This window comes from Streptomyces malachitofuscus (genome assembly GCF_055571035.1).
Window position 1 is genome coordinate 186,175 of sequence record NZ_JBVIGA010000009.1, and the last position, 17,442, is coordinate 203,616.

The following is a 17,442-nucleotide window of genomic DNA, read 5'->3' on the forward strand; positions in this document are numbered from 1 at the left end:
TCCGCATGTCACAGACCAACAGCGCGCTTCCCCGTCAGGTCGCCGACGCCTACGTCGACGAGCTCATCGCCCTCGATCCGGTCACCGGAACCTACCTCGGCGTCAAGGAGAGTTCCTCCCGGCTGCCCGATCTCTCGCCCGCCGGCCAGGAGGCGCTCGCCGAGCTGAACCGGGCCACGCTCGCGCGGCTCGACGAGGCCGAGCGGCTGCCCGGCGCGGACAGCGACATCGAGCGCCGCTGCGCGCGCCTGCTGCGCGAGCGGCTCACCGCGGAGCTGGCCGTGCACGAGGCCGACGAGGGGCTGCGCTCGGTGGGCAACTTGGGCACGGTCGCGCACTCGGTGCGGGAGGTGTTCACCGTGACCCCGGCCGGGACGGAGGAGGACTGGGCGGCGATCGCCCAGCGACTGCGCGCGGTCCCGGCCGCGCTGGCGGGCTACCGGGAGTCCCTGGCGCTGGGCCTGGAGCGCAAGCTCCACGCGGCGCCGCGCCCGACGGAGACGTTCGTCGGCCAGCTGACCGAATGGGCGGACACGGGCGGAGGGCGCGGCTGGTTCGAGGACTTCGCGGCCGCCGGCCCAGAGGCGCTGCGCGCGGAACTGGACGAGGGCGCCCGCGCGGCGACCGCGGCCGTGGTGGAGCTGCGGGACTGGATGCGCGACGTGTACGCGCCGGCCATCGAGGGCGCGCCGAACACCGTGGGCCGGGAGCGCTACGCCCGCTGGTCCCGCTACTACAACGGCACCGACCTGGACCTGGACGAGGCGTACGCCTACGGCTGGTCCGAGTACCACCGGCTGCTCGGCGAGATGAAGAAGGAGGCCGAGAAGATCCTTCCCGGCGCCGCCACGCCGTGGGTGGCGCTGGCGCACCTGGACGAGCACGGCCGGCACATCGAGGGGGTCGACGAGGTCCGCGAGTGGCTGCAGGGCGTGATGGACCGGGCGATCGAGGCCCTGGACGGCACGCACTTCGACCTCGCCGAGCGGGTGCGGAAGGTCGAGTCGCGGATCGCCCCGCCCGGCAGCGCGGCGGCGCCGTACTACACGCCGCCGTCGGAGGACTTCTCCCGGCCGGGCTGCACCTGGCTGCCCACCATGGGACTGACCCGCTTCCCCGTCTACGACCTGGTCTCGACCTGGTACCACGAGGGCGTCCCCGGTCATCACCTCCAGCTGGCGCAGTGGGTGCACGTGGCCGAGAACCTCTCCCGCTACCAGGCCTCGGTGGGCGGGGTCAGCGCCAACGCCGAGGGCTGGGCGCTGTACGCGGAGCGGCTGATGGACGAGCTCGGGTTCCTCACGGACGCGGAGGAGCGGCTCGGCTACCTGGACGCGCAGATGATGCGGTCGACCCGGGTCATCGTCGACATCGGCATGCACCTGGAACTGGAGATCCCGGCGGACTCGCCGTTCCACCCGGGCGAGCGCTGGACCCCGGAGCTCGCCGAGGAGTTCTTCGGTGCGCACAGCAGCCGCCCGGCGGACTTCGTGGAGAGCGAGATGACCCGGTATCTGACCATCCCGGGCCAGGCGATCGGCTACAAGCTCGGGGAGCGGGCGTGGCTGCTGGGCCGGGAGAACGCGCGCAAGCGGCACGGCGACGCCTTCGATCTCAAGGCCTGGCACATGGCCGCGCTCTCCCAGGGGTCTCTGGGTCTGGACGACCTGGTGGACGAGCTGTCGGCCCTGTGAGCCGGCTCAGCGCCGGAAGCCGCCCTCGGAGTCGATGACCTGTCCGGTGATCCAGCCCGCCTCGTCCGTGGCCAGCCAGGCGATGAGGCGGGCGGGGTCGTCGGGCATGCCCCAGCGGCCGGCGGGGAAGCGTGCGGCGACGGCGTCGTAGATCTCGCCGCTCAGGTAGTCGGTGTCGACCGGGCCGGGGTTGACCGTGTTCACGGTGACCGCATGCTCGGCCAGCGCGGTCGCCAGGGAGCGGGTGATGGAGGCGAGCGCGCCCTTCTGGAGGGCGTAGGCGATCTCGCCGGGCATCCCTCCGGCGATGTCCTGCCCGGAGGTCATCATCACCACGCGCCCGCCGGGGGTGCCGGGCGGCAGCGCGGCGCGGTGCCGGGCGTGGGCCTGGACCAGCAGCAGCACCGAGCGGGCGTCGACGGCCCAGTGCGCGTCGAGCATGACGGCGTCGATCGCGTCGAGGTCACCGTCGGAGCCGCTGAGGGCGTGGTTGGCGACGACGATGTCGAGCCGGCCGCCGAGCGCCTCCGCCGCGCGGGCGTGCAGTTCGGCGGGTGCCTCGGGGCCGGTGAGGTCACCGGGGCCGGCGAGCACCGTCGCGTCGGGGTCGCCGAGGGCGTCGCGGACGGAGGCGGTCACGTCCTCGATCCGGTCGGCGCCCCAGGGCATGCCGGCGTCGTGCGGCACGTGATGGTGCAGGTAGACGCTCGCCCCGTGGGCGGCGAGCCGCCGGGCGACGGCATGGCCGATGCCGCCGCGCCGGCTGGCCCCGGTGACCAGCGCGGTCCGGCCGCGCAGGGGCAGGGGGTCGCGGCGGAGCTCCTCGGGGGCGGGATGCGGAAGCCTGGGCACGATCCCCCATGATGGGGTGCGTGCCGGGCCGTCGCACCCGAATATCCGCAGCCCCCCGGTGCGGAACGGGTCAGGTCAGCGGTCGGAGCTGGACCAGGACCAGCCAGGTTTCCGGGCCTGGCTGCGCCTCGGCCGCGCGGACGGCGTAGCGGCCGGGGGCGAGTGCCAGGCGCACGTGGTCGGTGCCCGTGGAGCCGGTGCCGGGCCAGGCCGCGTCGAACAGGACGACCGTGCCCGGCACCTTCCACTGCACCTCGGGCTGCCACCGCGCGGTGCGCAGCGCCGCCGGGATGCTCGCCAGCAGCTCGGCCTCGCAGTCCCCGGCGATCCACCGGACGAGGGTGCCGTGCTCGGGGAGGAAGGCGGTGGCGGCGGGCTCGTCGCCGAGGACAAGGGCTGCGGCGTCGCCGACCGGGAGGAGCCCGACGAGTCCGTCCACCTCGCAGGCCCGGTCGTAGTCCGAGGCCGTCTCCTCGCCGTCGGCGCCCGTCCAGAACGGCAGTACGGTCTCCGGCACCGCGATGAGCGGTCCACCGCCCGACTCCACCCACTCGACCGTGCCCGGCTCCGCGTATCGCACCATGGCGCAGAACCTACCGGGTCGATCCGCTTACCGGAGCCGTGGGTTCAGCATCCGCAGTCGTCGGCTCCCGCGGGTGCGGTCAGCGGGTCGGCGGCGCGGCGCCCGCGTTCGCGCCAGGTCTCGAACTCGAAACCCTCGCGCACCCAGTACTCGTAGCCGCCGAGCATCTCCTTGACCTGGTAACCGAGTTCGGCGAGGGCGAGCGCGGCGCGGGCGGCGCCGTTGCAGCCGGGGCCCCAGCAGTACGTCACCACCGGCACGGACGGATCCAGTAGTTCGGCGGCCCGACCGGGCACGAGGGCGGTGGGGAGGTGCACCGCACCGGGGACATGGCCCTGGTCCCAGGCCTCGGTGGAGCGGCAGTCCACCAGGACGAATCCGGGCTCGCCACCGTCCGCGAGCGCGGCGGCCACGTCGGAGACGTCGGTGTGGAAGGCGAGGCCGGCACGGAAGTGGGCGGCGGCCGCGGCCGGGGAGGCGGGGGCGACGCGCAGGACGGGGTTCAGTGTGATGGTCATAAGAGAGAAACTACGGGCGCGGAATCGGCGTCTGAAGTGAGGATCCCCGGACCTGCTCTTGATCGGCCAGGGATTTCCCTGCTACATCTCGGAGATGGCCGCGTATTCACCGGACGCCACGGACTGGCGCATTCTGGACGTCCTCCAACGGGAGGGACGGGCCAGTTTCGCCGAGCTCGCCCGCGCCGTCTCGATGTCCGCCAGCGCGGTCACCGAGCGGGTGCGGCGGATGGAGGAGGCCGGGGTCATCCGCGGCTATGCGGCGGTGGTGGACCCGGAGCGGATCGGGCTGCCGATCCTGGCGTTCGTCCGGCTGCGTTATCCGACCGGCAACTACAAGCCGTTCCACGACCTCGTCGCCGCCACGCCCGAGATCCTGGAGGCGCACCATGTGACGGGCGACGACTGTTTCGTCATCAAGGTCGCCGCCCGCTCGATGCGGCACCTGGAGGAGGTGTCGGGACGGATCGGCGCGCTCGGCTCGGTGACCACCAGCGTGGTGTACTCCTCACCGTTGCCGCGCCGTCCCCTGGGCCGCTCCTAGCGCGTTCCACGCTGGCGCAGTTCCGAACCCGAGCGGCCCTTCACGACCTCCAGCTGGGCATGTATCCGCCGGCGCAGATCGGCGACGTGGCTGACGATGCCCACGCTGCGGTCCCGCTCGCGCAGGGAGTCCAGGACGTCCAGGACCTCGTCGAGCGTCTGGTCGTCCAGGCTGCCGAAGCCCTCGTCGATGAAGAGCGTGTCGAGCCGCACCCCGCCGGCCTCGTCGGTGACGACGTCCGCGAGACCCAGCGCGAGGGCCAGCGAGGCGAAGAAGGTCTCGCCGCCCGAGAGGGTCGCGGTGTCCCGCTCGCGTCCGGTCCAGGCGTCGACGACGTGCAGCCCGAGTCCGCTGCGGCCGCGGCCGGTGCGGTCGTCGGAGTGCACGAGGGTGTAGCGCCCGGACGACATGCGGTGCAGCCGTGCGGTCGCGGCGGCGGCGACCTGTTCGAGGCGGGCGGCGAGGACGTACGACTCCAGTCGCATCCGGCGTTCGTTGTCCGCCGAGGTACCGGCGGCGAGACCGGCCATGCGGGCCACCCGGTCGTACTCCTCGCGCAGCGGCCCCAGCCGGCGTACCGAGGCGGTGGCCCGTGCGGAGAGCCGGTCGAGTTCGGCACAGCGCCGGACGGCGGCGTCATGGGCGGAGGCCGCCTCGCGCGCCCTGCGCTCGGCCTCCGCGGCACTGCGCTGCGCGGCGGCGAGGTCGGCGGGCGGCCGCTGCGCGGCGGCGGCGGTCTCCGGCTCGGCGAGGACGGCCCGGACGGCCGCCTCCTCGTGCTGCCAGGCGTCCAGGCGCCGTTGCAGGGCGCGATGGGCGGCGTCGTCGAGGAGGGCGCCGGCGGCGGCCTGCGGGGTGTCGAAGCCCGCGCGGAAGGCGGCGTCGGACAGCCGGGCGTCGGTCTCCTTGAGCCGCTGGGCCGCGGTCTCGGCGGCGCGCGCGGCATCGGCGGCGTCCGTGAGCCGCGCGACGTTCTGCTCGAGTTGCGCGGCGCGCGCGGCCACGCTGCCGGCCTCCCCGCGCGCCTGGGCCAACTCTTCCTCCAGCGCGGCGCGTTCCCGGTCCAGCCGCTCACGGTGCCCCACCCGGGATGCGGCCCGGACGGCCGCCTCTCGCTGGGCGGCGACCCGCAGTTGGTGCTCACGCTCCGCCCCGCGCAGTTGTTCCTGCGCGGAGTGCAGCACGGAGGCGGCGTCCCGCGCCCGCGCGTACTGCTGCTCGAGCTCGTCGACCGCGCGGGAGAGCTGCTCGGTGGGGGTGTCCCCGGCCTCCGCGCCCGCGGCGGCCAGCGCCTCACGTATCTCGCCGAGCCGCCGCTCGGCCTCCGCGCGGCTGTCGTCGGCGCTCTGGTAGTCGGCGAGGGCGCGTTCCTCCGTCTCGCGGTCGACGTGTCCGTCGACCCTGCGGGCGGGGGCGGGGTGTTCGGTGGCGCCGCAGACGGCGCAGGGTTCGCCGTCGAAGAGGCCGGCGGCCAGTTCGGCGGCGATGCCGTTCAGCCGCTGTTCCTTGAGGTCGAGCCAGTGCTGCCGGGCGGCGAGTGCGCGCTCCCGCGCGGCGCGGGCCCGCTCGGCGGCCGTCTCCGTGTCCTCGGTGAGCCGGTCGCGCGTCCGCGCGGCGTTCAGCCGCTGCCGCGCGGGATCGCGCTGCACGGCGAGTTCCCCGGCCCGGGTCGCGGCCTGCTGCGCGGATTCGATGCGGGTCCCCAGCCTGGTCCGGGTCTCCTCCCAGGCGGCGAGCCAGGTCTCCGCCTCCTCCCGGACCTCCTCGTCGGCGTGTTCCTGGCGGTCCAGGGCGGCCCGCTCGCCGAGGAGTTCCGCCAGTCGCCGCTCGGCGCGGCGGGCCGACTCCAGACCGCCCAGTTCCTCGGCGGCCCTGCGGGCGGCGACGGCGAGTACGGCCGCCCCCGCGTCCGCCGGCGACGCCGGGAGCAGGGCTCGCGCGCGCTGCTCGGCACCGGCCGCCCGCCGGTGCTCGGCCTCGGCGGAGTCCCGCATCTCCAGGGCGGGGGCGACGGTCTCCGCCTTGCGGCCCCGCTCCATGCGGGCCTGGTCCTCCCGGTGGGCCGCGGAGGTCTCCTCGAGCCGCGCCGCCCGCTCCCGTGCCTCGGCGAACCGCCGCTGCAGCCGGTCGCGTTCACGTACGTCGTCCAGTTCCCGGTCGGCGTCCCGCAGGGCGGACTCCGCGGCGGCGAGGCGGCACTGCGCGACGCCGAGCTGTTCCCGCGCGGTGCTGCGGGCGACGGCGGCCGCGCCCAGCACCGCCTCGGCCAGTCCGGGCTCGCCGGGTTCCAGCGCGGGCAGTTCCATGGCGCCGCCCGCGGCCTGCTGCATCCGGTGCGCGTCGGCCAGCAGGCCGCTGTCGCCCTCGCGCACCCGGGACTCGGTGAGCCGCCGGCGCTCCGCGAGGCGTTTCTCCACGTCGGCGAAGCGGCGCGTGTCGAAGAGACGGCCCAGCAGCTTGCCGCGGGCCTCGGCGTCGGCGCGCAGGAAGCGGGCGAAGTCACCCTGGGGCAGCAGCACGACCTGGCAGAACTGCTCCCGGCTCATGCCGAGGAGCTGGGTGATCTCCTCGCCGATCTCCTGGTGCGAGCGGCTGAGGTCCTTCCAGCCCCCCGAGGCGGCGTCGCGTTCGCGCAGCCAGGTCTGGGCCTTGTCCTGGGTGGTGCCGGTGCCGCGCTTCTTGGGCCGCTCCCAGGGCGGCTGCCGGGTGATCTCCAGCCGCCGTCCCGCGACGGTGAGCTCGAGGGTGACCTCGGTGCGGGTGGCCGGGGCGGCGTGGTCGCTGCGCAGCGCCATGCCCTGGCCGCTCTGCCGGGCCCCGGGCACGGAGCCGTACAGCGCGTAGCAGACGGCGTCGAGCACGGAGGTCTTGCCGGCGCCGGTGGGACCGTGCAGCAGGAACAGTCCCGCGGCGGACAGCTCGTCGAAGTCGACGCTCTGGGTGCTCCCGAAGGGCCCGAAGGCGGTGAGATGCAGCTGGTGGAGCCTCATCGTGCCACCTCCCGCGCCGCGTCGTCCGCACGGACCGCGTCGAAGGCGTCGCGCAGCACGGTTCGTTCGTGCGGGTCGGGGCCGGCGCCACGCACGTGGGCCACGAAGTCCTCGGCGATCTGCTGGTCGTCGCGGCCGGCGAGGCGGCGGGCGTAGGAGACCTCGGGGCCGTCGGCCGTGCGGGCCGGGTCGAAGACGAGGCTGAGGGTGTGCGGGAAGCGCTCCGTGAGCCGGGCCATGGGGTCGGCCGGGCGGACGGGGTCGGTGAGCGTCGCCTCGACCCACGCGTCCTCGTGCCGTGCCAGGGCGGGGTCGTCGAGCAGCTCCTCGAGGGTGCCGCGGATCCGGGCCAGGGCGCGCGGCACCGGGCAGTCGACGCGCTCGGCGGTCACGGTCCCGTCCGCGGCCAGGTCGACGAGCCACATGGTCTTGCGGTGGCCGGCCTCGGAGAAGGAGTACGGCAGCGGGGAGCCGGAGTAGCGGACCCGGTCGGTGAGGGTCTGGCAGCCGTGCAGATGGCCGAGCGCCACGTAGTCGACGCCGTCGAACACCCCGACGGGAACGGCGGCCACCCCGCCGACGCTGATGTCCCGCTCGCTGTCGCTGGGTTCGCCGCCGGTGACGAAGGCGTGGGCGAGGACCACGGAACGAGTGCCGGGCGGACGTCCGGCGAGATCGGCGCGGACGCGGTCCATGGCGGCGGCGAGCACCGTCTCGTGTCCGGCCTTCTCCACCGCGAACTCGTCCCGTACCAGGGCGGGCTCGAGATAGGGAAGCCCGTAGAAGGCGACGTCCCCCTGCCCGTCGGACAGCACCACCGGCGTGCCGCACGCGGCCGGTTCGGTCCGCAGATGGATGCCGGCCCGCCCCATGAGTCCGGCGCCGACGCCCAGGCGGCGGGCCGAGTCGTGGTTGCCGGAGATCATCACCGTGGGCACCCCGAGGCCGGCGAGGCGGTGCAGGGCGTCGTCGAACAGCTCGACCGCGGCGAGCGGAGGCACCGCGCGGTCGTACACGTCTCCCGACACGACCACCACGTCCACATCGCGCTCCCGCACGGTGGTGACGAGGTGGCCGATGAACTCGGCCTGGGCACCGAGCATGCCGACCCGGTGGAAGGACCGGCCGAGGTGCCAGTCGGAAGTGTGCAGCAGTCTCATGATCCCCGCAGCGTAACCGGAGGGTCGGACATCCCGAGCGGTTACTCCCGTATCGCTCCGTCATGACCCGATCCGGGTTCGCCCGTTATGGGGGGAAAGCATTCCGAACCGGTCACACGTCCCCGTACGCCTCGCCGCCGAGCTCGAACCCGGCCGTCCCCGCGGTGGCGTCGGCGAGCCAGGCGCGGAAGGCGGGCACGTCGGCGTCCGGGAGGCCGATCCGGATCGTGACCTCTTCGCCGTAGTGCACGTCGCGCACGTCGCGTCCGGTGGCGCGCAGGTCGTTCTCGACCTTGCCGGCCCGCTGGTGGTCGACGGTCACGGTGGCCAGCCGGAAGCGGCGCCGGGTAAGGGTGCCGATCGTGTCCAGGGCCTCACCGACGGCGCCGCCGTACGCGCGGATGAGGCCGCCCGCACCGAGCTTGACGCCGCCGTAGTAGCGCGTGACGACGGCGACCACGTAGCGCATGTCACGGCGCAGGAGCATCTGGAGCATGGGGACGCCGGCGGTGCCGCCGGGTTCCCCGTCGTCGCTGGCCTTCTGGGTGGAGGCGTCGGCGCCGATGACATAGGCCCAGCAGTTGTGGGTGGCGTCGGCGTGCTCCTTGCGCACGGAGGCGATGAAGTCCTGCGCCTCCTGCTCGGTGGCCGCCGGGGCGAGGGCGCACAGGAAGCGGGAGCGGTTGATCTCGGTCCCGTGCACACCCGCGCGCGCGACGGTGCGGTACTCGTCCTGCATCCGGCCAGCCTATGCGCCACCACGCGGACGCAACGCCGCGGCTACCGCTTGCCGCCCCGGGGCACGGTCAGCGACGTGAGCAGGGCGCTGCCGGGGGCGAGGTCCCGCCACCGGGCGCCGCGCCGGGAGAGCACGGCGACCGCGGAGGTGGGGAACTTCGCGCGGACACGCTCCAGGGTGTCGTCCAGTCCGTCACCGGCCAGGGCCAGGACGAGGTCCTCGAGCCCCGGGTTGTGGCCGACCAGGAGCAGCGTCTCGACCTCGGCCGGCACCTCGTGGACCACGGCCAGCAGCTCGGGAACGCCGGCGTGGTACAGACGCGGGTCGTGACGGACCGGCGGGGGCGTGCCCCACTGGGCGGCGGCCAGTTCCCAGGTCCGGCGGGCGCGCACCGCGGTGGAGCACAGGGCGAGGCCGGGCAGGCAGTCGGCGTCGGCGAGCATCCGTCCCGCGGCGGGCGCGTCCCTGGCGCCGCGCGGGGCTAGGGGCCGTTCGTGGTCGGTGACACCCTCCGGGCGGGCGGACTTGGCGTGGCGCAGGACGACCAGGCGGCGCAGGGGTCCCGCGCCGGCGCGCTCGATCATGCCGGGGATCCCAGGTCGCGGGTGAGGTCGAGGCCGAGCAGGCGGTCGGCATAGGCGAAGGTCTCGAAGCGGGCGCCGTCCGGCAGCTCGGGGTCGGTCTCCACCGCGCGGAGCGCTCTCAGCACGCCGGCCGTGTCCAGGTCGTCCTCCCAGGCGGTGCGCAGGTCCGCGCGCACCGCGTCCGGGACGGGGCGCGAGGGCCGGCGGGCCCAGTCGGCGACCGCGCGGCGCCAGCGGCCGAGGGTGTCGCGGGCGTCGTCCAGGGCGGCCGGATCGACCGTGACGGGTGCTCGCCCGGGGTGTGCGAGCAGGGCCAGGCGCAGCACGGCGGGGTCGATGGCGTCCGGTGGGCCGGGTGCCTCCCAGTGCACGGGTGCCACGGCCACGCACGGCCCCTCGGGGGTTTCGGCGCCCTCGCCCGCCACGTGCAGCACCTGCGCCTCGCCCAGGCCGGTGCCGGCGTCCCGGCCGTCCTCGAAGGGACGGACGCCGAGGGCCTCGCCCGCGGCGCGGAGCTCCGCCTGCTGCCGCTCGCCGGTGAGCAGCGCCCACACGGGCGTGCCGCCGAGTTCCAGGGCTCGTACGAGCAGGTCGGCGACCAGCAGCACACGCAGGTTCGCCGGGTCGAACCCCTGTGTGTGGGCCTCGACCCGGGTCAGCCCCCGCCGGGCGGGGGCTGCGTCCACGGGCTCGCCGGTTCGGGCGTCGGTGATGCGCAGCACGAGGCGAGCGTAGGCGTGCGAGCGGGCGTACGCAGGTATCCCGCACGCTTTTCGGGTCGCCGTGCGCCGTTCCCGGCATCGCACGGCTCTCCGGCCGCTAGAGTCGGCGGCCCTCCGGGGCGGCGGCGCTCACGGGAATCACCGCGAGTCCTGCCTCGTTGTGCGGAGCGACAGTTCTTCCACGATTCCGGGAGGCCGCCGGTGTACGGCGACGAGGCAACGGTCCGCAAGATCCTCACCCAGCACGGTGACACCTGGGCCGTGGTGGGCCTGTCGTCGAACCGGCAGCGCGCGGCGTACGGCGTCGCCCAGGTGCTCCAGCGCTTCGGCAAACGTGTGGTGCCCGTGCACCCGAAGGCCGAGACGGTGCACGGCGAGCAGGGGTACGCCTCGCTCGCGGACATCCCGTTCGACGTGGATGTCGTGGACGTGTTCGTCAACAGCGACCTGGCCGGTGCGGTCGCCGACGAGGCGGTGGCCAAGGGCGCCAAGGCGGTGTGGTTCCAGCTCGGCGTCATCGACGAGGCGGCCTGTGAGCGGACCCGCGCGGCGGGGCTGGACATGGTGATGGACCGCTGCCCGGCGATCGAGATACCCCGGCTCGGCTGACCGCTCCGCAGGCCGCGACGGCACGGTGCCACGAGGGTGCCGTGCCGCCATAATGACGCGATGACGCAGAGCTCCCCCCACCCCAACTCCTCTGCTCCACAAGACTTTCCGGTTGTCGTCGTGGGCGCCGGGCCCGCCGGGCTGACCGTCGGCAACATCCTGCGGGCGGCCGGTGTGGACTGTCTGGTCCTGGAGACCGAGAGCCGGGAGTTCATCGAACGCCGGCCCCGGGCGGGGGTGATCGAGGAGTGGGCGGTGCGCGGCCTGGAGCGGCGGGGCCTGGCGGGGAACCTGCTGGACCGTGCCGAGCTGCACACCGCGTGCGAGTTCCGTTTCGACGGGGAGCGCTACCGGTTCCCGTACCAGCAGCTGACGGGCCGTCACCACTGGGTGTACCCACAGCCCTTGCTGGTGACGGACCTGGTGCGCGAGTACGCGGACGTGCGCGGCGGGGACATACGGTTCGGGGTGCGCGACGTACGGCTGCACGGCCTGGACAGCGACCGCGCCTCGGTGTCCTACCTCTGCCCCGGCAGCGGCCGGCGGGAGGTCGTGGCCTGTGACTTCGTCGCCGGCTGCGACGGCGCCCGCGGGGTGAGCAGGTCGTCCGTCGCGCCGGAGCGTGCCCGGGTCGCGCGGCACGATTACGGCATCGGCTGGCTGGCCCTGCTCGCCGAGGCGCCGCCGTCCGCCGACTGCGTCCTGTTCGGCTGCCACCCGGACGGCTTCGCCGGCCAGATGCCCCGCAGTCCCGAGGTGACCCGCTACTACCTCCAGTGCCCGCCCGGTGACGACCCGGACTCCTGGCCGCACGAGCGCGTCTGGTCGCAGTTGCGGCGCCGGCTGGCGGCGGCGGGAGCGGCTCCGCCGGCCGAGGGGCGGCTGATCGAGAAACGCGTGCTGGACATGCACGACTACGTCACCGAACCGATGGCGTTCGGCCGGCTCTTCCTGGCCGGGGACGCGGCGCATCTGGTCGCGCCGATCGCCGCCAAGGGCATGAACCTCGCCCTGCACGACGCGTTCCTGCTCGGGGACGCCCTGGTCGCGCGGCTCACCCGGGACGACGAGAGCGGACTGAGGGGTTACTCCCGGGAGTGCCTGCGCCGGGTATGGGACTACCAGGAGTTTTCCCAGTGGCTGTCCGAGGTGTACCACGGCGCCGCGACGGGGGACCCGTTCCGCTCGGGCACCGCACTCGCCCGGCTGCACCGCCTGTTCACCTCCCCCACCGCCGCGGCCGCGTTCGCCGAGCAGTACCTGGGTACGGCAGCCCGGTACTGAGGGCGCGGCACTCCCGTCAGTCGTGCGGGGGACGGTCGCCGATCCGGTGGTCGGCCACGTTCAGCGCCTCGTCCACCAGCCGCCGCAGATGGCCGTCGCGCAGGGAGTAGATCACCCTGCGGCCCTCCTTGCGGGTGTCCACCAGCCCCGACAGACGCAGCCGCGCCAGATGCTGGCTGACCGCCGGGCGCGCCGCCCCGCACGCCTCGGTGAGCGTGGTGACATCGGCCTCGCCGCCGCTCAGGGCGTGCAGCAGGGCCAGCCGGGTGCGGTCACCGAGCAGCGCCAGTAGCTCCGCCGCGAGCGCGAACTGCTCCTCGCCCGAAGTGTGCGGATGCGCATCCTGCGCAGATGACAGGTGCATGCGTGCGCTCATACGCACATAATGACTCCGTGGACGCCGCCGCGTCCATCCCGCCCAGGCACCGGCTCCGGAAGGGGACCACCGTGACCGACCGGCACCACCACGACCACCACCACCGGCCTTCCCCGTTCCACCGCCTCGCCCATCACCTCCGTCCCCATTCCCACGAGACCGCCGACAAGCTCGATTCCGCCCTGGAGTCCTCCGCCCGGGGCATGCGCGCGCTGTGGGTCTCCCTCGCGGTGCTCGGGGTGACGGCGCTGGCGCAGGCGGTGGTGGTGCTCGTCTCGGGCTCGGTGGCGCTGCTCGGCGACACGGTGCACAACGCGGCCGACGCGCTGACCGCCGTACCGCTCGGCATCGCCTTCGTACTGGGGCGGCGCGCCGCCACCCGCCGCTTCACCTACGGCTACGGGCGGGCCGAGGACCTGGCCGGCCTCGTGATCGTGCTGACGATCGCCGCGTCCGCGGTCTTCGCGGGCTGGACCGCGTTCGACCGGCTGCTGGACCCGCGGCCCGTCGCACACGTTCCGGTGGTCGCCGCCGCGGCCCTGGTCGGGTTCGCGGGGAACGAGTGGGTGGCCCGGTACCGCATCCGCGTCGGGCGCGCCATCGGCTCGGCCGCGCTGGTCGCCGACGGGCTGCACGCCCGCACGGACGCATTCACCTCACTGGCGGTGCTGCTGAGCGCCGGCGGCGCGGCCCTGGGGTGGCGGTACGCCGACCCGGTCGTGGGACTCGCGATCACGGCGGCCATCGCGCTGGTCCTGCGCGACGCCTCACGGGAGGTGTTCCGGCGGGTGCTGGACGCCGTGGACCCGGCACTGGTGGACCGGGCCGAGCGGGCCCTGACGGAGGTGCACGGGGTGCGGAGCGTGGGCGAACTCCGGCTGCGCTGGATCGGCCACCGGCTGCGCGCGGAGGTGGCGGTCGTGGTGGACGGCGAGGCCACGGTGCGCGAGGCCCATCGCATCGCCGTCGACGCCGAGCACGCACTGCTGCACGCCGTTCCCCGGCTCACCGCCGCGATGGTCCACGCCGACCCGGAACCGGTGCCGGGTGCGGCGGACCCGCATCAGCCGCTGGCCCACCACGCGGCGGGCCCGGCCTGACCGGGCCCTCGGGTCCGGCGGGCGGCCTCAGGCCACGCCGAGGCCCTCCAGGACGACCGCTCCGGGCAGCTCCGCGAACACCTTGCCCGGAACCAGCAGCTTGCCGCGCCGCCGGCCGCTGCCGACGAGCACGTACGGCAGGTCCACGACTGCGGCGTCGACCAGGACGGGCCAGTCGCCGGGCAGCCCGATGGGCGTGATGCCCCCGTACTCCATGCCGGTCTCCCCCGTCGCCGTGTCCATCGGGGCGAAGGAGGCCTTGCGGGCACCGAGGTGACGGCGGACGACGCCGTTGACGTCGAGCCGGGTGGTGGACAGCACGACGCATGCGGCGAGCGTGGTGTCGCCGCCGCGCTTGCCCGCGACGACCACGCAGTTCGCCGACCGCTCCAGCAGGTCCCGGCCGTAGTGCTCGACGAAGACCGCGGTGTCGGCCCAGCGCGGGTCGGTCTCGACGTAGAGGATCTGGTCGGCGGGGACGCTGCCGCTCCAGGCGCGGACGGCGGCGGCCACCGGGTCGGTCAGCTCGTCGAGACAGTCGGGCGTGGGCGTGGCGTGGTCGAAGTCTCCGATGGGTGCGCGCATGACCGCACGGTAACAGCCGCCGGAAGGCCGTCGAGGGGGCGTCTCAGGGCACGGGCGGCACCGAGACGGCCATGATCATCTCCATCGGGCCCTCGCCCTGGTTGCCGTACGCGTGGGGCACGTTGGCCTCGAAGGAGGCGCTGGCGCCCGGGGGCACCCGGTGCTCGGCGCCGTCGACGGTGAGCGTCAGCTCCCCGGTGGTGACGTGGACGAGTTCGACCGTGCCGGCCGGGTGCGGGTCGGAGTCGCTGCTCTCGCCGGGCATGAGCCGCCACTCCCACATCTCCAGCGGGCCGGGCGCCTCGGCACCGGCGAGCAGCCGGTTGTAGCTGCCGCCTTCGGTGTGCCACAGCCGCACCGTCTGGTCGGCGGGGACGATCCGGACCTGGGGGCCCCGCTCGTAGTCGAGCAGCGTGGTGATGCTGACACCCAGGGCATCGCCGATCTTGACGACCGTGCCGATGCTCGGGTTGGTGCGGGCCTGCTCGATCTGGATGAGCATGCCGCGACTGACGCCCGCCCGCGCCGCGAGCGCGTCCAGGGTGAAGCCGCGTTCGGCGCGCCAGCGCTTGACGTTGCGCGCCAGGGACTGGGTCAGCAGGTCGAGATCCGACACATTCCGTCCGTTTCCGTTCCGTCAGGTCCAATATTTTGGACGGTCTGGTTCATCGTGTTCGACTACGGTGTGGTGCACCCGATTGTTCACCGCACTGTACTGCGAGGTCCGCCGTGACAGCACTTTTCGCCCTGGCCACGAGCCTGTTGTGGGGTCTGGCCGACTTCGGCGGCGGACTGCTGACCCGGCGCACGCCCGCGCTCACCGTGGTCGTGGTCTCGCAGTCCATCGCGGTGGCCGTGCTCGGTGCGATCGTCGTCGCGACGGGCGCCTGGAGCGAGGCGGACGGCCGGCTGTGGTTCGCCGTGGCCGCCGGGCTGGTCGGGCCGGTGGCGATGCTGGCCTTCTACAAGGCGCTCGCCCTGGGCCCGATGGGGGTCGTCTCCCCGCTGGGCTCGGTCGGCGTGGCCGTGCCCGTCGGGGTGGGGCTGGTCCTGGGCGAGCGGCCCGGGGTGCTCCAGTTCGCGGGCGTCCTGGTGGCCGTGGCCGGTGTCGCCCTGGCCGGCGGACCGCAGTTCAGGGGCGCCCCGGTGCAGCGCCAGGCCGTACTGCTCACGCTGCTCGCGGCGTTCGGCTTCGGTCGGTGATGGCCCTGATCGCCGAGGCGTCGACGACCCTCACCGGCCTCTTCCTCGCCCTGTTCGTGCAGCGGGTCACCAATGTCGCGGCGGGCGGCCTCGTCCTCGGGATCTCGGTGCGGCGGGGCAATTTCGCGCTGAGCCCGGGCGGGTTTCCCTGGCGTTCGCTGCCGGCGCTCGCGTTCGTCGGTCTCGCCGATGTGGCGGCCAACGGCACGTACGCGATCGCCGCGCAGGCCGGGCCGGTCACGGTGGCCGCGGTTCTGGCCTCGCTCTACCCGGTGGTCACCGCCGTCGCCGCCAGGGGGCTGCTCGGCGAGCGGCTGCGTGCGGTGCAGACGGCCGGAGCGGGCCTGGCCCTGGTGGGATCGGTGCTGCTGGCCACGGGGTGAGGGCCGGTCAGCTCCCGGGTTCCAGCTCCGCGAGCCGGGGTGCGCCGTCGGCGAGCCCGTCCGCGCATTCCGCGTCCAGTCCGGCGAGCCGGTCCGCGCTCTCCCCGTCCAGCTCCGCGAGCCGGGCCACGCTCTCCTCGTCCAGCAGCGACAGCGCCCGCAACTGCTCCGGCGTGACCCCCTCCGGGATCGGCACGGGCGCCGGCGTGCGCAGCGGCGGCTGCCAGCCCTCGGCGGGAGTCCAGCGGCGTACGACGCGGGCCGGGGCCCCCGCGACCACGGCGTGGTCGGGCACCGTGCCCCGGACCACCGCCCCCGCGGCCACCACCACGTTGCGCCCGATGCGCGCCCCCGGAAGGATCACCGCGCCGGTGCCGACCCAGCAGCCCGCGCCGATCTCCACCGGCTCCATGCGCGGCCACTGCTTGCCGATGGGCTCGTGCGGATCGTCGTAGGAGTGATTGGTCGAGGTGACGTAGACGTACGGCCCGAAGTAGCAGTCGCTGCCGATGGTGACGGCCGTGTCGGCGATGATGTGACTGCCGCGGCCCAGGACGACGCCGTCGCCGATGCGCAGGATCGGCTCGGGACCGAGGTCGAGGCCGGGCATCAGACCGGCGGTGAGCGTCACCTGCTCGCCGACGATGCAGTGCGCGCCGAGCCGGATCCACGGCTCGCCGAACACCGTGCCGAGCGGGAAGGCGAGGCGGGTGGCCTCGCCGATCGAGCCGAAGCGGAAGCGGCCGGGGTGCTCGGCGGTCACCGAGCCCGTGCGCTGCACCCAGGCCCAGCCCGCGTGGACCGCGCGCTGAGCGAGGCGGCGCGGCCAGGACGAGAACGTGTTCTTGCGCTTCGGCACGGAATTCACCGTAGTCGGCAGGCGTCGCGCCCACGGGCCGCCGCCCCTGTGATCTTCACCCCACCGGGTGGCGTACGGTTCCCTCATCACCCGACGAGGAGGCGACGATGACCCACCAGGCGCTGATCAGCGGCATCGGCGGCAAGGAGCCGCAGGTGGACCCGGGGGCCTTCGTGGCACCCACGGCCTCGGTGATCGGGGACGTGACGCTGCACGCGGGCACGAGCGTCTGGTACGGGGCCGTGCTGCGCGGTGACGTGGAGCGGATCTCCGTCGGCGCGAGCAGCAACGTGCAGGACAACTGCACGCTGCACGCCGATCCCGGCTTTCCGGTCAGCGTGGGCGAGCGGGTCTCCATCGGCCACAACGCCGTGGTGCACGGGGCGACCGTGGAGGACGACTGCCTGATCGGCATGGGGGCGACGGTGCTGAACGGCGCGGTGATCGGCGCGGGGTCCCTCGTCGCCGCGCAGGCGCTGGTGCCGCAGGGCATGCGGGTGCCGCCCGGGTCGCTGGTCGCGGGCGTGCCGGCGAAGGTGCGGCGGGAGCTCAGCTCCGAGGAACGGGAGGGGCTCACCCTCAACGGCACGATGTACGCCGAGCTGGCGAAGGCTCACCGGGACGAACACGGCGCGTAAGGGCTGTCGGCGGACTGCG

18 protein-coding genes and 1 pseudogene are annotated in these 17,442 nt (G+C 74.3%); 7 read left to right on the forward strand and 12 right to left on the reverse strand.

All coding sequences use genetic code 11. The features are described 5' to 3' along the window. Positions 1-5 precede the first annotated feature (5 nt). Positions 6-1,694: a DUF885 domain-containing protein gene (locus tag ACZ44S_RS15680; protein WP_466928964.1), complete on the forward strand. Its 1,689-nt coding sequence runs from the start codon at positions 6-8 to the stop codon at positions 1,692-1,694. A gap of 6 nt (positions 1,695-1,700) precedes the next feature. Here the strand turns inward: ACZ44S_RS15680 and ACZ44S_RS15685 are convergent, their stop codons facing one another. The 3 genes from ACZ44S_RS15685 to ACZ44S_RS15695 form a co-directional block, all read right to left on the reverse strand. Next, positions 1,701-2,546, reverse strand: a complete 846-nt coding sequence (locus ACZ44S_RS15685; RefSeq protein WP_466928967.1) for an SDR family oxidoreductase — start codon at positions 2,544-2,546, stop codon at positions 1,701-1,703. 70 nt (positions 2,547-2,616) lie between these two features. After that, complete coding sequence (locus tag ACZ44S_RS15690; RefSeq protein ID WP_466928970.1) at positions 2,617-3,129, reverse strand: immunity 21 family protein; 513 nt, start codon at positions 3,127-3,129, stop codon at positions 2,617-2,619. A 44-nt stretch (positions 3,130-3,173) separates the two neighbouring features. Next, on the reverse strand, positions 3,174-3,647 hold the full coding sequence (locus ACZ44S_RS15695) for a rhodanese-like domain-containing protein (protein WP_466928973.1): 474 nt from the start codon (positions 3,645-3,647) through the stop codon (positions 3,174-3,176). 94 nt (positions 3,648-3,741) lie between these two features. On the opposite strand from ACZ44S_RS15695, the gene ACZ44S_RS15700 reads away from it, so the two are divergent. Beyond that, on the forward strand, positions 3,742-4,191 hold the full coding sequence (locus ACZ44S_RS15700) for an Lrp/AsnC family transcriptional regulator (protein ID WP_466928976.1): 450 nt from the start codon (positions 3,742-3,744) through the stop codon (positions 4,189-4,191). Here the strand turns inward: ACZ44S_RS15700 and ACZ44S_RS15705 are convergent. The 5 genes from ACZ44S_RS15705 to ACZ44S_RS15725 all read right to left on the reverse strand — a co-directional run bounded on the left by ACZ44S_RS15705 (position 4,188) and on the right by ACZ44S_RS15725 (position 10,386). Beyond that, the gene (locus ACZ44S_RS15705) at positions 4,188-7,181 is read right to left on the reverse strand and encodes an AAA family ATPase (protein ID WP_466928978.1); all 2,994 of its coding nucleotides are present in this window, start codon (positions 7,179-7,181) and stop codon (positions 4,188-4,190) included. The genes ACZ44S_RS15700 and ACZ44S_RS15705 overlap by 4 nt on opposite strands. Further along, positions 7,178-8,341, reverse strand: coding sequence for an exonuclease SbcCD subunit D (locus tag ACZ44S_RS15710; RefSeq protein ID WP_466928981.1), 1,164 nt, complete (start codon positions 8,339-8,341; stop codon positions 7,178-7,180). The genes ACZ44S_RS15705 and ACZ44S_RS15710 overlap by 4 nt, the downstream gene beginning before the upstream one ends. A gap of 112 nt (positions 8,342-8,453) precedes the next feature. Then, positions 8,454-9,080, reverse strand: a complete 627-nt coding sequence (locus ACZ44S_RS15715) for a YigZ family protein (protein WP_466928985.1) — start codon at positions 9,078-9,080, stop codon at positions 8,454-8,456. Between the two features lie 41 nt (positions 9,081-9,121). Further along, positions 9,122-9,664, reverse strand: a complete 543-nt coding sequence (locus ACZ44S_RS15720) for a SixA phosphatase family protein (RefSeq protein ID WP_466928987.1) — start codon at positions 9,662-9,664, stop codon at positions 9,122-9,124. After that, positions 9,661-10,386: a hypothetical protein gene (locus ACZ44S_RS15725; protein WP_466928990.1), complete on the reverse strand. Its 726-nt coding sequence runs from the start codon at positions 10,384-10,386 to the stop codon at positions 9,661-9,663. The genes ACZ44S_RS15720 and ACZ44S_RS15725 overlap by 4 nt, the downstream gene beginning before the upstream one ends. A gap of 201 nt (positions 10,387-10,587) precedes the next feature. Here ACZ44S_RS15725 and ACZ44S_RS15730 point away from each other — a divergent pair, with 201 nt between their 5' ends. Further along, positions 10,588-10,995: a CoA-binding protein gene (locus ACZ44S_RS15730; protein ID WP_466928994.1), complete on the forward strand. Its 408-nt coding sequence runs from the start codon at positions 10,588-10,590 to the stop codon at positions 10,993-10,995. A gap of 60 nt (positions 10,996-11,055) precedes the next feature. Beyond that, the gene (locus tag ACZ44S_RS15735) at positions 11,056-12,279 is read left to right on the forward strand and encodes a 4-hydroxybenzoate 3-monooxygenase (RefSeq protein WP_466928997.1); all 1,224 of its coding nucleotides are present in this window, start codon (positions 11,056-11,058) and stop codon (positions 12,277-12,279) included. A 16-nt stretch (positions 12,280-12,295) separates the two neighbouring features. On the opposite strand, the gene ACZ44S_RS15740 is transcribed toward ACZ44S_RS15735, so the two are convergent. Next, the gene (locus tag ACZ44S_RS15740; RefSeq protein ID WP_466929000.1) at positions 12,296-12,655 is read right to left on the reverse strand and encodes an ArsR/SmtB family transcription factor; all 360 of its coding nucleotides are present in this window, start codon (positions 12,653-12,655) and stop codon (positions 12,296-12,298) included. A gap of 71 nt (positions 12,656-12,726) precedes the next feature. Here ACZ44S_RS15740 and ACZ44S_RS15745 point away from each other — a divergent pair, with 71 nt between their 5' ends. Next, the gene (locus ACZ44S_RS15745; RefSeq protein ID WP_466929003.1) at positions 12,727-13,755 is read left to right on the forward strand and encodes a cation diffusion facilitator family transporter; all 1,029 of its coding nucleotides are present in this window, start codon (positions 12,727-12,729) and stop codon (positions 13,753-13,755) included. Positions 13,756-13,782: 27 nt separating this feature from the next. On the opposite strand, the gene ACZ44S_RS15750 is transcribed toward ACZ44S_RS15745, so the two are convergent. After that, positions 13,783-14,340, reverse strand: a complete 558-nt coding sequence (locus ACZ44S_RS15750; RefSeq protein ID WP_466929006.1) for a YbaK/EbsC family protein — start codon at positions 14,338-14,340, stop codon at positions 13,783-13,785. Positions 14,341-14,383: 43 nt separating this feature from the next. After that, positions 14,384-14,956 (reverse strand): helix-turn-helix domain-containing protein, encoded by a 573-nt coding sequence (locus ACZ44S_RS15755; protein ID WP_466929009.1) that lies wholly within the window; start codon positions 14,954-14,956, stop codon positions 14,384-14,386. A gap of 113 nt (positions 14,957-15,069) precedes the next feature. On the opposite strand from ACZ44S_RS15755, the pseudogene ACZ44S_RS15760 reads away from it, so the two are divergent. Further along, positions 15,070-15,926 (forward strand): annotated as a pseudogene (locus tag ACZ44S_RS15760) (DMT family transporter). A gap of 7 nt (positions 15,927-15,933) precedes the next feature. On the opposite strand, the gene ACZ44S_RS15765 reads toward ACZ44S_RS15760, so the two are convergent. Beyond that, positions 15,934-16,785: an acyltransferase gene (locus ACZ44S_RS15765; RefSeq protein ID WP_466929012.1), complete on the reverse strand. Its 852-nt coding sequence runs from the start codon at positions 16,783-16,785 to the stop codon at positions 15,934-15,936. Between the two features lie 107 nt (positions 16,786-16,892). On the opposite strand from ACZ44S_RS15765, the gene ACZ44S_RS15770 reads away from it, so the two are divergent. Continuing rightward, positions 16,893-17,423 (forward strand): gamma carbonic anhydrase family protein, encoded by a 531-nt coding sequence (locus tag ACZ44S_RS15770; protein ID WP_466929015.1) that lies wholly within the window; start codon positions 16,893-16,895, stop codon positions 17,421-17,423. Positions 17,424-17,442: the final 19 nt, after the last annotated feature.

Bases quoted from the DNA above. Each gene is read 5' to 3' on its own strand.
- ACZ44S_RS15735 (WP_466928997.1), top strand. From the start codon at position 11,056: ATGACGCAGAGCTCCCCCCACCCCAACTCCTCTGCTCCACAAGACTTT.
- ACZ44S_RS15770 (WP_466929015.1), top strand. From the start codon at position 16,893: ATGACCCACCAGGCGCTGATCAGCGGCATCGGCGGCAAGGAGCCGCAG.
- ACZ44S_RS15740 (WP_466929000.1), bottom strand. From the start codon at position 12,655: ATGAGCGCACGCATGCACCTGTCATCTGCGCAGGATGCGCATCCGCAC.
- ACZ44S_RS15680 (WP_466928964.1), top strand. From the start codon at position 6: ATGTCACAGACCAACAGCGCGCTTCCCCGTCAGGTCGCCGACGCCTAC.
- ACZ44S_RS15690 (WP_466928970.1), bottom strand. From the start codon at position 3,129: ATGGTGCGATACGCGGAGCCGGGCACGGTCGAGTGGGTGGAGTCGGGC.
- ACZ44S_RS15720 (WP_466928987.1), bottom strand. From the start codon at position 9,664: ATGATCGAGCGCGCCGGCGCGGGACCCCTGCGCCGCCTGGTCGTCCTG.
- ACZ44S_RS15695 (WP_466928973.1), bottom strand. From the start codon at position 3,647: ATGACCATCACACTGAACCCCGTCCTGCGCGTCGCCCCCGCCTCCCCG.
- ACZ44S_RS15710 (WP_466928981.1), bottom strand. From the start codon at position 8,341: ATGAGACTGCTGCACACTTCCGACTGGCACCTCGGCCGGTCCTTCCAC.
- ACZ44S_RS15700 (WP_466928976.1), top strand. From the start codon at position 3,742: ATGGCCGCGTATTCACCGGACGCCACGGACTGGCGCATTCTGGACGTC.
- ACZ44S_RS15715 (WP_466928985.1), bottom strand. From the start codon at position 9,080: ATGCAGGACGAGTACCGCACCGTCGCGCGCGCGGGTGTGCACGGGACC.
- ACZ44S_RS15750 (WP_466929006.1), bottom strand. From the start codon at position 14,340: ATGCGCGCACCCATCGGAGACTTCGACCACGCCACGCCCACGCCCGAC.
- ACZ44S_RS15705 (WP_466928978.1), bottom strand. From the start codon at position 7,181: ATGAGGCTCCACCAGCTGCATCTCACCGCCTTCGGGCCCTTCGGGAGC.